At 70.1% G+C, this 14,962-nt stretch carries 11 protein-coding genes, 1 rRNA gene and 1 pseudogene; 8 read left to right on the top strand and 5 right to left on the bottom strand.

Features of this window, described 5'->3' with window-relative positions:
• Positions 1–40: 40 nt before the first annotated feature.
• A 5S ribosomal RNA gene (rrf, locus tag AB8Z75_RS19515) occupies positions 41–157 on the top strand.
• A gap of 278 nt (positions 158–435) precedes the next feature.
• Here the strand turns inward: rrf and AB8Z75_RS19510 are convergent.
• From AB8Z75_RS19510 to AB8Z75_RS19490, 5 genes are read right to left on the bottom strand one after another with little or no spacing between them, the layout of a single operon-like run.
• On the bottom strand, positions 436–1,746 hold the full coding sequence (locus AB8Z75_RS19510; protein ID WP_369203706.1) for a DUF58 domain-containing protein: 1,311 nt from the start codon (positions 1,744–1,746) through the stop codon (positions 436–438).
• A gap of 19 nt (positions 1,747–1,765) precedes the next feature.
• Positions 1,766–2,731 carry an AAA family ATPase gene (locus AB8Z75_RS19505; protein WP_369203704.1) on the bottom strand — a complete coding sequence of 322 codons (966 nt, stop codon included), beginning with the start codon at positions 2,729–2,731 and terminating at the stop codon, positions 1,766–1,768.
• The gene (locus AB8Z75_RS19500; RefSeq protein WP_369203702.1) at positions 2,728–4,026 is read right to left on the bottom strand and encodes a DUF4350 domain-containing protein; all 1,299 of its coding nucleotides are present in this window, start codon (positions 4,024–4,026) and stop codon (positions 2,728–2,730) included. The genes AB8Z75_RS19505 and AB8Z75_RS19500 overlap by 4 nt, the downstream gene beginning before the upstream one ends.
• Positions 4,023–4,766 (bottom strand): DUF4129 domain-containing protein, encoded by a 744-nt coding sequence (locus AB8Z75_RS19495; RefSeq protein WP_369203700.1) that lies wholly within the window; start codon positions 4,764–4,766, stop codon positions 4,023–4,025. Before AB8Z75_RS19495 ends, AB8Z75_RS19500 begins: the two co-directional genes overlap by 4 nt.
• A gap of 4 nt (positions 4,767–4,770) precedes the next feature.
• Positions 4,771–6,159, bottom strand: a complete 1,389-nt coding sequence (locus AB8Z75_RS19490; protein WP_369203698.1) for a hypothetical protein — start codon at positions 6,157–6,159, stop codon at positions 4,771–4,773.
• A gap of 132 nt (positions 6,160–6,291) precedes the next feature.
• Here AB8Z75_RS19490 and mtnA point away from each other — a divergent pair, with 132 nt between their 5' ends.
• From mtnA to AB8Z75_RS19455, 7 genes and pseudogenes are all read left to right on the top strand, one after another.
• Entirely contained in the window at positions 6,292–7,431 is a 1,140-nt protein-coding gene (mtnA, locus tag AB8Z75_RS19485; RefSeq protein ID WP_369203696.1) for an S-methyl-5-thioribose-1-phosphate isomerase, read from the top strand.
• A complete protein-coding gene (gene mtrA / locus AB8Z75_RS19480) occupies positions 7,428–8,105 on the top strand; it encodes a two-component system response regulator MtrA (protein ID WP_114013830.1) in 678 nt (225 codons plus the stop codon). Before mtnA ends, mtrA begins: the two co-directional genes overlap by 4 nt.
• A 1-nt stretch (position 8,106) precedes the next feature.
• Entirely contained in the window at positions 8,107–10,080 is a 1,974-nt protein-coding gene (gene mtrB, locus AB8Z75_RS19475; protein WP_369203693.1) for an MtrAB system histidine kinase MtrB, read from the top strand.
• 131 nt (positions 10,081–10,211) lie between these two features.
• On the top strand, positions 10,212–11,963 hold the full coding sequence (locus AB8Z75_RS19470) for an LpqB family beta-propeller domain-containing protein (RefSeq protein WP_369203691.1): 1,752 nt from the start codon (positions 10,212–10,214) through the stop codon (positions 11,961–11,963).
• Between the two features lie 409 nt (positions 11,964–12,372).
• Positions 12,373–12,993 (top strand): ComF family protein, encoded by a 621-nt coding sequence (locus tag AB8Z75_RS19465; protein ID WP_369203689.1) that lies wholly within the window; start codon positions 12,373–12,375, stop codon positions 12,991–12,993.
• A gap of 312 nt (positions 12,994–13,305) precedes the next feature.
• Positions 13,306–14,007 (top strand): ribosome-associated translation inhibitor RaiA, encoded by a 702-nt coding sequence (gene raiA / locus AB8Z75_RS19460; protein WP_369203688.1) that lies wholly within the window; start codon positions 13,306–13,308, stop codon positions 14,005–14,007.
• Between the two features lie 266 nt (positions 14,008–14,273).
• Positions 14,274–14,933 (top strand): annotated as a pseudogene (locus tag AB8Z75_RS19455) (response regulator); the annotation flags it as partial.
• Positions 14,934–14,962: the final 29 nt, after the last annotated feature.

Below are 14,962 nucleotides of genomic sequence, written 5' to 3'. Positions count from 1 at the left end.
CCCCCACGATTGGGGTTGTGCCGGTTGTGTTTCATAGTGTTTCGGTGGTCATAGCGTGAGGGAAACGCCCGGTTACATTCCGAACCCGGAAGCTAAGCCTTTCAGCGCCGATGGTACTGCATGCGGGAGCGTGTGGGAGAGTAGGACGCCGCCGAACTATACGTAAGGGAAAGCCCCGTTGGCACACGCCAACGGGGCTTTTTCCATTTCCGGGACTCTTTCCCGCTTCTGCGGAGCATGACGACCCAGGGGAATGAGCAGCTGCCCCCTCTTCAGTAGCCGCCAGGCAGCGCACATCACTGTGGCCCCGAGTGGCGTGACAGTGGATCCACGAGCCTTCACGCGAATCCCGTAAGCCTCCATGAAGCTGCCCGCAGGAACAACCGCCCCTCTTGCACAACCGTCCCGTTCATCGGGCCCGGGGACTCCTACGTCTTACAGTTGGCCTGCGGCTTTGAGCGCCAGGTACGTGTCGGCCAGCGCGGGAGCGAGTTGGGCTGGCGGGGCGTCCACGACAGTGACTCCGTACCGGCGTAGGCGAGCTGCGGTTTCATGTCGTTCCGCCTGAGCTTGCGCTGCGGCTGCTGCCTGGTAGACGGCGTCGAGCGTGCCGCGGGCGCGGGCCATGTCCTGGACGCGGGGGTCCGCGACAGCCGCGAGGACAACGGTGTGCCGTTGGGTGAGAAGCGGAAGGACGGGCAACAAGCCCTCCTCGACCGGGGCTCGGTCGAGGCCGGTGAATAGGACCACAAGGGACCGTTGTGGCGCCATAAGCAGGGCGGCTGATGCGAGTCCGCGAAGGTCGGTTTCGATGAGTGCCGGTTCCAGGCGGGCCATTGCGTCGACGAACGCTGGCAGCAGGTGAGGCCCGGAGCGTCCGGCGACCCGCGACCTGCTCACTCGATCGTGTGCGAGGAGATCGACCCTGTCGCCGGCGCGGGAGGCCAATGCGGCGAGGAGGAGCGCCGCATCCATGGAGATGTCGAGCCGCGGCAGGTCGCCGAGTCGTCCTGCGGAGGTCCGGCCTGTGTCGAGGACAAGCAGCACTCTGCGGTCGCGTTCGGGCCGCCACGTTCGTACGGCCACGGCCGACTGGCGGGCGGTGGCACGCCAGTCGATTGAGCGGGTGTCGTCGCCGGGGACGTACTCGCGCAGGCTGTCGAACTCGGTGCCTTCGCCGCGTGTCAGAACGCTTGTCCGGCCGTCGAGCTCGCGGAGGCGGGCCAGTTTGGCCGGGAGGTGTTTGCGGCTGTCGAAGGCCGGCAGCACGCGGATCGTCCAGGGGACGCTGTGGTGGCCTTGGCGGGCGGCAAGACCGAGCGGGCCGTACGAGCGCACGGTGATGCGCTCGGCCTCTCGGTCGCCCCGCCTGGTGGGCCGCAGGCTCGTCGTGAGGCGTCGGCGCTCTTGGGAGGGAATGCGCAGGTGATGTCGGTCGGCCTCGTGCGATGCGTCGCCCGGGTAGCAGCTTGGCGGCCAAGCGTCACGGAGATAGGCGCGCAGGGTGCGACGGGTGGGGTTGCTGACAACAAGGGAGACGGACAAGCGTTCGCCTAGTCGAACTGAGGTGTCACCGCTTCGGGTGAACACCAGCTGATTCACTGGTGCTGCCCAGGCGAGGTCGGCGACGATGGCAAGCAGCAGAGGAAGTTCGACGGCGAGCAGACCGGTCCAACTGGGTTGCACGAGTCCCACGAAGAGCGCTCCGAGGGCGGCGATGAGTGCTGTTCGTCCAGTGAGGGCCATGGGAGGGGAGCCAGCTCTCTCAGCGGGGGACCGGGACGTGGGAAAGGATCGAAGTGATCACGCTGTCCGCGGTGATGCCTTCCATCTCCGCCTCGGGGCGGAGTTGAACCCGGTGCCGGAACGTGGGTGGCGCGAAGGCTTTGACGTCGTCGGGGATGACGTAGTCCCGGCCGGTGAGCCAGGCCCAGGCGCGGGCGGTGGAGAGCAGAGCGGTGGCGCCTCGGGGTGAGACCCCGAGAGCGAGTGAGGGGGAATCGCGAGTGGCACGACAGATATCCACGATGTAACCGGTGATTTCCGGGGCCAGCGAGACGGTGGCCACAGCGGCGCGCGCTGCCCGGATCTCGGCGGCTCCGGCCACGGGCTGTACGCCCACGGCGGTCAGGTCCCTCGGGTCGAAACCGGAAGCGTGCCGTGTCAGGACGTCGATCTCGGCGTCGCGTGAGGGCAGGGGGACGTGCAGCTTCAACAGGAAGCGGTCGAGCTGTGCTTCGGGGAGAGGGTAGGTGCCCTCGTACTCGACCGGGTTCTGGGTCGCTGCGACAAGGAACGGTTCCGGCAGTGAGCGGGGCGCTCCGTCGACGGTGATCTGGTGTTCTTCCATGGCCTCCAGGAGGGCGGCCTGGGTCTTGGGTGGGGTGCGGTTGATCTCGTCGGCGAGAAGGAGGTTGGTGAAGACCGGGCCGGGCTGAAAGGAAAACTCGGCGGTGCGCGCGTCGTAGATGAGCGAGCCGGTGACGTCACTGGGCATCAGGTCAGGTGTGAACTGGACGCGCTTGGTGCCGAGTTCGAGGGCGGTGGCCAGAGTGCGGACGAGCAGTGTCTTGGCGACACCGGGCACGCCTTCCAACAGGACGTGGCCCCGGCACAGTAGCGCGATGACGAGGCCGGTGACCGCCGCGTCCTGGCCCACGACGGCCTTGGAGATTTCCTGGCGGAGTGCCTCGAGGGCGGTGCGGGCGCTGTCTGCGGAGGGGGCGCTCACGAGCGGACGTCCTTGTCTGTCGGTGGTGTGTCCGGGCTGGTGTGGTCGAGGAACCGCCGCTCCAGGCGATCGAGGTCGTCGGCGAGGGCAATCAGCGCGGCGTCGTCTCGGGGAGGGAGGCCGAAGAGGAGGAAGCGAAGGGCAGCAGACTCGGCGCGGGCGCCATCCGTGTCGGAGGAATGCCCGTTGGCCGCCTGGTCGGCCAAGGCGGGGATCAGGCTCTCGGAGCGGTGTGCCTGTGCGACAGGCACTCCGATCCGCGGGGCGAGCCGGGCACGGGTGGCGGAGCGTAGTGCGTCGGCCGCGTGGCCGCGGGCGTTGGCGCGGCGGTAGAGGCGCGCCCTGCCCTCGGTGGCCTCGGCTGCCGGCACGTGGACGGGGAGCCGCTCGGTGACGAGCGGCCCGAGTCGGCGCGCCCTCCAGAGTGCGGCGAAGGCGGCGGCGACAGCGAGCTGGAGTGCTGCCCACGACCAGCCGCTGGGCAGAAGGTCGAGGAAGCTGCGCTCCTCGCTCGGTGCGGGGCCGGCGCTGGTCGGCTCGGGGAGATACCACAGGAGCTTGGAGTGAGCTCCGAGGAGTTGCAGGGTGAGGGAGGCGTTGCCGTGCTCGTCCAGGTGTTTGTTGTAGAGGGGGTCGGGTGACCCCACGAGCACCGTGTCCCCGGCCGGTCTGGGCCCGGTCGGGTTGGGGTCGGTCGGGTTGGGGTCGGCGGGGCTGGACCGGGGCACGCGCAGGAGGGTGGCTTTGCCGTCGCGGAGGTAGCAGGAGTCGGCGTCCTCGGCGTCGGTGGTGTAGCGGAAGCCACCGAGGTCGGCGTCACCGGCACGGTGAGCGGCGGGGAGGTCGCAGGCCGGGGGCGTTGGGTTCGTGTGGACCGGGGCGGCGGTGCGAATGCCGTGGGTGAGGGCGGCCGTGGTCCGGGGGTTCGGGGCGAGGAGAAGGGTCCGGCCGCTTTTGCGCGTGGCTGCGCGAAGGCTCGTGCGCCGGTCGTCGGGGAGTGAGTCGGGGAACGGTACGACAAGCGTGGTGTCGGGCCCTACTGCGGTGCGCAACTGCGCGGGGTTGGTGAGGACCTTTGTGCGGACACCGTGCTCGGAGAGGAGGCGGGAGACGGCCTTGCTGCCGTAGGGGGCCGATGACCGGGGGTCGAGCGAGCCGTTCTCCTCGCCGGAGCGCAGAGCGGCGAGGGCGAGGGCGGTCACCGAGATGAGGGCGGCGGCCAGAAGGAGACCGCGGGCCCGGCGCCACAGGTGGCGAGCTGTCGGAGAGGTCGAGGTGGGGGCCGGGGCCGTCACGCGGGGCCCCCGCGTCGGGTCGGCGTGGAGGAGACGGGTTCGGGACTCGGGAGAGGGGGCGTGTCGAGGAGCGTGGCGTCCAGGTCGCGTAGGTCCTCGTAGGAGGCGCGGTCGGCCGGGCGGTCGGCGTACGTCACTTCGTCGAAGGCATGGGCGGCTGCGCGAAGTCGTGCGGCGTGGTGTGGCAGTGCCTGGCCTGCTTCGGCTGCGGCCTCGTCGGCGGTGCGGCCAGGGCGGGGGTCGAGCAGGGCGCGCTCTTCCAGGGAGCGGACCACGCCTCGCATGCGTTCCTGGACGGCGGCGTTCCAGTTGCCGGCGTGGGCGTGGTTTTCGGCGGCTGCCCGATGCTCTGCGGCGCTGCGCGGGCGGTCGGTGAAGAGGGCGCCGGAGTCCGTGGCCGGCTCGGGACGGAGTCTGCCCAGGCGTAGGCGGACAGAGACGAGAAGGAGGGCGACGAGGAGACAGACGGCGAGCAGACCGACCCAGCCGCCCGGGGCTGCTTCTGCGGCGGCGTTCAGCAGGTCGGAGAGGCGGTGCCACAGCCAGTCGAGGGCGCGTTGGTAGAGAGGTGGGTCGTGCTGGTGGTACTCGGGTCTGGACAGTTCGCGCTCGGCGTCCTCACGGGCGGGCAGCCGGGGGGTGGTGACGGGGACGTCGTGATCACCGTGTACCACCGCGCCCACCGCTTGGCGGAGCGCGGCGGTGTGGAGCGGCAGGCCGCTTGTGATGCCCCCCGGCATGACCTCAGCTTCCCGGTGCGGGCGGCTCGGTGTCGCGGCGCTCGTAGCCGGGGACGCCTGCGGCGCGGGCCAGTTCGAGGTCGAGCGCCTCGCGGCGGATGCGCTGGTCGAGATAGAGGAGCGCTGTGATGCCGGCGTTGAGGGGGAGGGAGAGGGTCGAGGCCACGACGGACCCGATGCCGTTGATGATCAGCGCTGTCCAGCCGGTTGCGGCTGCGGTGTCGGTGAGTGTCGCTCCTCCGCTCACGAGGGCGGAGAGTGCGGTGGCCGGAATCGAGATGACGAAGGAGATAGCGGTGACCAGGACGAATGCCAGGAGCTGAATGCCCAGGATGCGCCACCAACTGCCACTGACAAGCTTGCCTGAGCGGCGCATCGCGGCGATCAGTCCCTGCTTCTCCAGCATCAGTGCGGGCGGTGCGAGGCAGAAGCGGACCCACATCCAGACGGCGGCGACGATGCCGCCAAGGAAACCGAAGAAGAGCAGGATGATCGCCAGGCTGCTTACGCCGGCGAACGAGGCGAGGAGGCCAGGGAGCAAGCAGACCAGCATGGCCGCGGAGACCAGGAGGGGGATGAGGACCAGCAGGCCGAGCAGGCGCAGCAGCTGAGGGCGGGAGTCGCGCCAGGCTTCGCTCAGTGTGACGGAGCGGCCGAGGACCGCCCGGCTGACGACGACGGTCAGCATCGCGGTGGCGATCACGCTGCCCAGCATGCCGACGACGGCGACGACGGCGAGGCTGCTGAGCACACCGCTGAAGGCGTTGTTCAGGTCGTCCAGGCTGGGGTTGTCGTTGTTGGCGAGGGCGTCGAGTTCGCTGGTGTTGTTGAGCCAGAGGCCCATGACGAGGGCGGCGACCACTTCGGTGATGACTGCGACGGCGAGGGAGATGCCGAGGACAGTGCGCCAGTGTGCCCGCATGGTGCTGACCGAGCCGTCGAGGACTTCGCCCACGCCGAGGGGGCGCAGGGGAACGACGCCGGGCTTGGGCGCCTGGGGCTGTTGGGCCCAGCCGGGGTGCCAGCCGGGCTGGTGCCAACCGGGGCCGCCGGGCGGTGGCGGGGTGGGACCCCATCCGTGACCTCGGGGCTGTCCGTGCCCGGCTTGCGGTCCTTGTCCTGTGGCGGGAGTTCCGCCCTGGCTGCCCCAGGTCCAGCTGTGCGGGGCGGCCGGAGGCTGCTCGGGGGCCCAGTTGGGAGGGCGCTGGTTTGTGGGCTCGCTCGGCGAGGACTGTGGCGTGGCTTGGGAGGTGGTGTGCTCCGTGTCGTCACCCGGGGTGCCCTGGGCCTTCTCGGCCTCCGTTCCGGCGCCTTTCTCGGCGGGGGCCGCGGCGGCGGGGTCGGGTTCGGGCGAGGAGGGTCCGGGCGCAGCCCAGCCCGGGGAGTCGTTCACGTGAGGTCACCTCGTGTGGGTAGTCCCGTGCCTGGTTGGCTGCCCATCGTGCCACGGGCCGGGGCGCCGGGGGCCAGGCGGGAGCGGCCCATGCCCTTCAAGTGGCCTGCGCTGAGAGGGCAGACTGGGCGGATGGCTGAAGAGCGTGTGCCCGTGATCCGTTACGAGGAGTCGCCGGAGGGTCCCGCCGTGGTACTCCTCGACCAGAGGCGGCTCCCGCGCGAGGAGACGGAGTTGGTGTGCACGGATGTGCCGGCTCTGGTGGATGCCATCCAGTCGCTGGCGGTGCGGGGTGCGCCGTTGCTCGGGATCACCGGTGCCTATGGGGTCGCGCTGGCCGCGGCGCGTGGGTTCGACGTGGCGGACGCGGCGGAGCAATTGGCGCATGCGCGGCCGACGGCGGTGAACCTCGCGTACGGCGCCCGCCGTGTGGAGGCGGCGTATCGGGAGGCGGAGCGCTCGGGCGAGGGGGCGGGGGCTGCGGCTGTGCGTGCGTTGGCTCAGGCGCGGGCGCTGCACCGGGAGGACGCCGAGGGCAGTGACCGGCTGGCCGGGCATGGGCGTGCGCTGCTGGAGGAGCTCGTGCCCGGTGACGGGTTGCGGATCCTGACGCACTGCAACACGGGGACGCTGGTCTCCGGCGGGAACGGTACGGCGCTGGCCGTCGTCAAGGCGGTGCACCGGGCCGGCGGGTTGCGGCGGCTGTGGGTGGGGGAGACGCGGCCACTGCTGCAGGGAGCGCGGTTGACGGCGTACGAGGCGGCGAAGGCGGGGATGGTCTACAGCGTCCTGACCGACAGTGCGGCCGGTTCGTTGTTCGCGTCGGGTGAGGTGGACGCGGTGCTGGTGGGGGCCGACCGGATTGCCGCGGACGGCTCGGTGGCGAACAAGGTGGGAACGTATCCGCTGGCGGTGCTGGCGAGACACCACGGGGTGCCGTTCGTGGTGGTGGCTCCGGTGACGACGATCGATCCGGCTACTGCTTCGGGGGGTGACATCGAGGTCGAGCAGCGTGCCGCGCACGAGGTGACCGAGGGGCCGTGGGGCAGGAGTGGCCTTTCGGGGGTGGAGAAAGAGGAGGGGCGGGCTCTGGCTCCCGTGGGAGCTCAGGCATACAATCCGGCGTTCGATGTGACGCCGTCCGAACTGGTCACCGCCGTGGTGACGGACGAAGGGGTGGCTTCTCCGGTGACGTCTGAGCGCCTCGCGGAGCTGTGTTCCGCGTCACGAAGGCAGGCGTCGCGATCGGCTGATGGGATGATGAGGTCATGAAGGGACGCGTCCTTGTCGTCGACGACGACACCGCACTGGCAGAGATGCTCGGCATTGTGCTGCGCGGAGAAGGCTTCGAACCGTCGTTCGTCGCGGATGGTGACAAGGCGCTTGCCGCCTTCCGGGAGACCAAGCCGGATCTGGTGCTGCTCGACCTGATGCTGCCCGGTCGGGACGGTATCGAGGTGTGCCGGCTGATCCGGGCGGAGTCCGGGGTGCCGGTGGTCATGCTCACGGCCAAGACCGACACGGTCGATGTGGTGGTCGGGCTGGAGTCCGGTGCGGACGACTACATCGTCAAGCCGTTCAAGCCGAAGGAGCTGGTGGCGCGGATCAGGGCCCGGCTGCGCCGGTCCGAGGAGCCGGCGCCGGAGCAGTTGGCGATCGGCGATCTGGTGATCGACGTGGCGGGGCATTCGGTCAAGCGGGACGGGCGGTCCATAGCCCTGACCCCGCTCGAGTTCGATCTTCTGGTGGCGCTGGCGCGCAAGCCGTGGCAGGTCTTCACGCGCGAGGTGCTGCTGGAGCAGGTGTGGGGGTACCGGCACGCGGCGGACACCCGGCTGGTGAACGTGCACGTGCAGCGGCTGCGTTCCAAGGTCGAGAGGGACCCGGAGCGGCCGGAGATCGTGGTGACCGTGCGCGGTGTCGGATACAAGGCCGGGCCCAGCTGAGATGACCCGCAATTCCTCGGCTCCGCCTCGCGCCGGTGGCGGACGGAGCACGGGGCGGGAGTCCGATATTTCCAAATTCGGGCGTTTGTGGCGAAGTGGTGTCCTGTTCTCGGACGGGCTGCTGCCGGAGGGCGCGACGGGTCCTGGCGCACGCCCCATGGTGCGCTTCTTCGTGCGGTGGGTCCGCAGGCCGCTGCTGCCGGTCATGCGGCTGTGGCGACGCAACATCCAGCTACGGGTGGTGGTGGCCACTCTGCTGCTCTCTCTCGGCGTGGTGCTGCTGCTGGGGCTTGTCGTCATCGGCCAGGTACGCAACGGTCTGCTGGAGGCCAAGGAGAAGACGGCGCAGAGTCAGGCGTCCGGCGGCTTCGCCGCAGCCGAACACATGGCCGACAGTGCGGGCGCCGGGCCCGGTGGCACCGTGATCGACAACGGCGTCCGTGGCGGTCGGGGTACCCAGAATTCGAGCACGTGGTTGAACAACCTGGTCGAGCAGCTGGCCAGTGGCGGCCAGGGCGTCTACTCGGTCGTGGCGCTCGGTTCCGAGAACGACGAGTCGCCGTTCCTGGGCAACAGCGCGACCACGACCCGGGGCCCGCGCTCCACCGGCGACATCCGCCCTGAGGACAGCGTCCCCGCTGATCTGCGCAAGGCTCTGGACGACGAGCCCGGCCCCCACCGCCGTTACGCCCGGGTCTACCACCAGGACCGCAGCAGCGACCCGGCGCTGATCGTCGGCAAGCGTCTCAACGACGCGCGGGGCAATCCCTACCAGCTCTACTACGTCTTCCCCTTCACCCAGGAAGAGGAGTCGCTGAGCCTGGTCAAGGGGACGCTGGCCACTGCGGGGGTGTTCGTGGTCGTTCTGCTGGGGGCGATCGCGTGGCTGGTGGTGCGGCAGGTGGTGACGCCGGTGCGGATGGCCGCGGGAATCTCCGAGCGGCTGGCGGCCGGGCGGCTCCAGGAGCGGATGAAGGTCACCGGCGAGGACGACATCGCACGTCTGGGCGAGTCGTTCAACAAGATGGCGCAGAACCTCCAGAACAAGATCCAGCAACTGGAGGAGCTTTCCCGGATGCAGCGTCGGTTCGTCTCGGACGTCTCGCACGAGTTGCGGACGCCGCTGACGACGGTGCGGATGGCGGCCGACGTCATCCATGAGGCGCGCGAGGACTTCGACCCGGCGACGGCGCGGTCGGCCGAACTGCTGCTCGGGCAGCTGGACCGGTTCGAGTCGCTGCTGGGTGACCTGCTGGAGATCAGCAGGTTCGACGCCGGTGCGGCCAACCTGGAGGCCGGCCCCGTCGATCTGCGGGACGTGGTTCACCGGGTCGTCGAGGGCTGCGAGCCGCTCGCCGAGCGGAAGGGCGGGCGGATCCTCGTGCGCGGTGACGAGCAGCCGGTGGTCGCGGAAGTGGACAGCCGCAGGATCGAGCGGGTGCTGCGCAATCTCGTGGGCAACGCCGTCGAGCACGGTGAGGGCCGCGATGTCGTGGTGCGGCTCGCGACCGGGGGCGGTGCCGTGGCGGTGGCGGTGCGTGACTACGGGGTCGGCCTCAAGAAGGGCGAAGCGGAGCGCGTCTTCAACCGCTTCTGGCGGGCCGACCCGGCCCGGGCCAGGACCACGGGCGGCACAGGTCTCGGCCTGTCCATCGCGCTGGAGGACGCGCGGCTGCACGGCGGATGGCTGCGCGCGTGGGGCGAGCAGGGGAACGGCTCGCAGTTCCTGCTCGTGGTGCCCTGCACCGCGGGGGAGCCGCTGCGCGGATCGCCGTTGCGGCTGGAGCCGGAGGACTCCCGGCGCAGGAAAGAGCTCGCAACCGCTGGTTCAGCGCCGTCCCCGGTGCCGGCCGCGGCGCTGCCGGGTGGCGGAGGCGCTGCGAACAGCCGGCGGCCGAGTGGGGCACGAGCGGGTGAGGCACGGCCGGGTGAGGCACGGCCGGGCGAGGCAGGAACGGGAGGGGAGCGCGGATGAGGGGCGAGCGCCGTTCGCAGCGACTGGGCGCCGCTTCACGCGCTCCACGCCGTTCACGGGCTCTGGCGCGCCGTGCGCGTGCGCTGCTGGTGCCGGCGGTGTGCGCCGTGCTGCTGGCCGGGTGCGCGTCCATGCCGGACGACGGAAGCGTCGACCAGGTCGACTCCTCCAGTCGCGCCGAGGCGGACTCCCAGGTGAGGGTCTACAGCGTCAGTCCGCAGAAGGGCGAGTCGCCGACGCAGATCGTGCGGGGTTTCCTGGAGGCCACGACCAGTGACGAGGCGACCTTTCCCACTGCGCGGGAGTATCTGACGCCCAGGATGGCGCGCGACTGGGACCCGTTCGCGTCGACGACCGTACTGTCGGACGGTCCGAGCGCACGCAAGGCGCCGCGCAGCAGAGCGATCGCCGCGGACGGCTACTCCGTCGAGATCTCCGGTACGCGTATGGCGGAGGTCGACAGCAAGCACGCCTACTCGCCCTCCCAGGGCGACTACAGCGAGGTCTTCCACCTGACGAAGGTGGACAAGCAGTGGCGTATCGACCAGATGCCGGACGGTCTCCTGCTGGGCGAGTCCGACTTCCAGCGCATCTACCGGCCCGTCAACACGTACTACTACGCGCAGCTGGGCCCGGACGCCGATTCGATCACGGACGGACAGAGTGTGCTCGTCGCTGATCCCGTCTATCTGCGGCGCCGTATCAACCCGGTCACCGAAACCGTCTCCGCGTTGCTGCAGGGGCCGTCCGGCTGGCTCGATCCGGTCGTCACCTCCTCCTTCCCGCGCGGTACGCGCCTGGCACCGCGCCAGCACCTGTCGCTGAACGACTCGGGGGTGCTCAGAGTGCAGTTGAACGCGCGGGGAGCAACCGCCGGGGTGGCCCGATGCGGGCGCATGGCGGCACAAGTCCTGTATGCCGTACAGGACCAGGCCTCCGCGAAGGTCAGCAAGGTCGAGCTGGCCGGCCCCACCGATCGCGAACTGTGCACCCGCACACGGGAGCAGGTCGCCCCGTACCAGCCGGGACGGCTCAACGGGAGCGCGAAGAAGGCGTACTTCATCGACGAGGACCACCGGGTCGCCGCCTTCCAGCGCAAGGAGTCGCCACATCCCGTGCCGGGGCCGCTGGGCAGCGGCCACGTCGAGATGGGGGCCGTCGCGGTCAACCGGATCGAGAGCGAGGGAGCGGCCGTCTCGCGCGGCCGTCGCGCGCTGTACGTCGCTTCGCTGGACGGCAGCGCCTCCACCGTGCTCGGCGACCCGGTGCTCACCAGCAAGGCCGCACACGAGAAGGACAGGCTGACGGCGCCGAGTTGGGACGGCCTGGGCGACCTGTGGGTCGCGGACCGGGATCCGGACAAGCGGCGACTGCTGCGGTTGCGCGGCGGCAAGGACGAGCCGGACGAGGTGCGGGTACCTGACCTGGACGAGGACGAGCGGATCGAGTCGCTGCGGATCGCCTCGGACGGAGTGCGGATCGCGCTGCGGGTACGGGAGCAGGACGGACACACCTCGCTGCAACTGGGACGGGTGGTGCGCGAAGGGACCGCGAAGGAGCCGAAGCTGACCGTCGAACAACTGCGTCCGATCGCACCGCACCTGGAGGACGTCTCCGCGGCGTCCTGGGCGGGCGGCAGCCGGCTCGTGGTGGTGGGGCGCGAGTCGGGCAGCGTGCAGCAGGTGCAGTACATGGAGACGGACGGCTCGATCTCGGACCAGCCGGCGCTACCCGGTATCAACGACGTGACGGGCGTGGCCGCTTCGGAGGACGAGAACAAGCCGCTGCTCGCCGACTCCGAGGACGGCATCGTGCGGCTGCCCCCTGACGCGAACTGGAAGATGCTCACAGAGACCGGATCCGCACCGGCCTACCCGGGATGAGCCTCGCCCGCACGGTCTGACTCGATCAGACTGCCCCTCTGCCCCTGCCTCTGCCCCTGGCCTGGTGGTCTGGTCTGGTCTGGTCTGGTCTGGTCTGGCCCCGCCCTGACCTGCTGCGATTCTTCGCCGCCCCTCAGGCGTTCGAGTGCGAAGTCGGATCTCGGACGCCGGATCCGGGAGTTATCCACAGGGCTGGTGGCGTCGTGCCCGTGCTGCCACAGTGGAGGCCATGCGGGAGACATGGCAGAGCCTCCCGCGGGAAATCGCAGGTCTGGTGCTTCCCATGGGGTGTGCCGGGTGCGGTCGTCCGCGCGAGCGGGACCGCTTGTGCGAAGAGTGCAGCAGCGTGCTGAAGGGCGCGGTGCCGCGGCGGGTGTGGCCCTCGCGCGTACCGTCCGGGCTGCCTCGGGTGTACGGAGCGCTCACGTACACCGGCGGGGTGCGGGCCGCGCTGCTCGCTCACAAGGAGCGCGGTGCCCTCGGGCTGGCCGCGCCACTGGGGACGGTGCTGGCCCGCGCCGTCCGCCTGGCCGCGAACGCACCGCAGGCCGCCCCGGCCGCCTCCGTGGGGCTCGCCGAACCCGCTCCCGCCGCCTCCGCAGGGCGCGGGCCGTCCTCCCGGGGTGGCGGCCTCTCCCGCGGGCGCGAGCGCGGGCGCGGGGCGCCGGTCACGCTCGTCCCGGTGCCCTCAGCGCGCCGGGCTGTCGCGGGACGGGGGCACGACCCGGTACGGCGCCTGGCGCGGGAGGCCGCGCGGACGCTCAGGAGGGAGGGCATGGCCGTCCGGGTGCTGCCTGTGCTGCGCCAGCGACGCTGGGTCGTCGACCAGGCGGGGCTGACGGCAGCGCAACGGACCGCGAATCTTGCGGGAGCACTGGAGCCGGCGCCAGCCGGGGCCCGGCTGCTGGGTGCGGGGCGGGTGGTGCTGGTGGACGATGTGATGACAACGGGCGCCTCGCTGGCAGAAGCGGCCAGAGCCCTGGGAGGAGTGGGCTCGGCCGCGGTGCTGGCGGTGCGCGCGGACAAGTGAACCGAGCACGATAAGTCGCGCACGGTAACCGATTGGGCATCTGCTGGAACTACCAGATTGAGATCGTCGTTGCAGGTGATACGAGGGATGACTCGCCTGATCGGAGGTACGTGCCAGTAGGGGGTGCCGAGCATCCCCCGGTGGAGGTACGTTCGGATTGGGTGGCGATCTTCCCTTCGGGGGAGAAGGAGGTGAAACTCGCAAGCCGACCTCGAGCCGGAGAGCCATCGGCAAGAGGGCCGACCTCCGGCGTCAGTGCACCAAGGACGCTCCGCACCGAGTGTCGCGGACCGTCCGGGAACGGAGTTCTGCGTGGACATCGTCGTCAAGGGCCGTAAGACAGAGGTGCCCGACCGGTTCCGCAAGCACGTGGCCGAGAAGCTGGAAAAGGTCAGGAAGCTCGACGGCAAGGTGATCAACCTTGAGGTCGAGGTGGCCAAGGAGCACAACCCCCGGCAGGCCGACCGTTCCGACAGGGTGGAGATCACCCTGCGTACGCGTGGACCGGTCATCCGAGCGGAGGCAGCCGCCTCCGACCCGTACGCGGCATTGGACCTGGCCTCCAGCAAGCTGGAAGCCAGGATGCGCAAGCAGGCCGACAAACGCCGCGTCCACCGTGGCGGAAGCCGCGCACCGATGAGTGTGGCGGCGGCGACCGCCCATCTCGCCTCGGAACTCAACGGAGAACTCGAAGGGGCCGCCGGGTCGGTGGCCGCTCCCCCTCAGGCCGACGGCCAGCCCGCGGTCACCAGGGTGGGGTCCCTGGAAGTCCAGGGGGAAGGGCCGCTCATCGTGCGGGAGAAGACGCACGCGGCGGCGCCCATGACGCTTGACCAAGCGCTCTACGAGATGGAGTTGGTGGGTCACGACTTCTACCTGTTCATCGACTCCGAGACCAAGCAGCCGAGCGTCGTCTACCGTCGGCACGGTTACGACTACGGCGTGATTCATCTGGAGCCGGATCCGTTCGTCGAGGAGCCGCCGCCCGGCGCGGGCGGAGCGCTCAGCGGCTGACGACGGCGCAGGACGGCCGGCACAGCCCTGCGAGTCACCGGCTTGATGTTCGCGCCCCCGGCAGGTCATGGGAACCCGGCCGGGGGCGCCGACGTGAGTAACATCAAGACCCGCACCAACCTCCTTTCTCCGTAGCGGGGTTGGTGGCGAGACAGGGTGCAGGGGGAGGAACGATGGTGGACAGCTTCGGGCCCGTGATGCCCATGCCCGATGCACACCCGGGTCCGGTGGCCGAGGCGGACCCGCCCGCACGGGAACGGTGCCAGGAGCCGATCAGGGTGCTGGTCGTCGACGACCACGAGCTCTTTCGCCGGGGGCTGGAGATCGTCCTGGCGCAGGAGGAGGACATCGAGGTCGTCGGGGAGGCCGGGGACGGGGCCGAGGCGGTGGACAAGGCGGCCGACCTGCTGCCGGACATCGTGCTGATGGATGTGCGCATGCCCAAGCGAGGCGGTATCGAGGCCTGCACCTCCATCAAGGAGGTGGCGCCCAGCGCCCGCATCATCATGCTGACGATCAGCGACGAGGAGGCCGACCTCTACGACGCGATCAAGGCGGGAGCCACCGGCTATCTCCTCAAGGAGATCTCCACGGACGAGGTCTCCGCCGCCATCCGGGCCGTGGCCGACGGGCAGTCGCAGATCAGCCCCTCGATGGCGGCCAAGCTGCTCACCGAGTTCAAGTCGATGATCCAGCGGACGGACGAGAGCAAGCTCGTGCCCGCGCCGAAGCTCACCGACCGGGAGCTGGAGGTCCTCAAGCTGGTGGCGACCGGGATGAACAACCGCGACATCGCCAAAGAGCTGTTCATCAGCGAGAACACCGTCAAGAACCACGTGCGCAACATCCTGGAGAAGCTCCAGCTGCACTCCCGCATGGAAGCCGTCGTCTATGCGATGCGAGAGAAGATCCTGGAGATCCGCTGAGCGGGCCGGCGGGCCGGTGGGCCGGTGGG

It is taken from the genome of Streptomyces sp. PU-14G (assembly GCF_041028275.1).
Lineage (GTDB): Bacteria > Actinomycetota > Actinomycetes > Streptomycetales > Streptomycetaceae > Streptomyces.
This window is presented reverse-complemented; position numbering and strand designations above follow the sequence as displayed.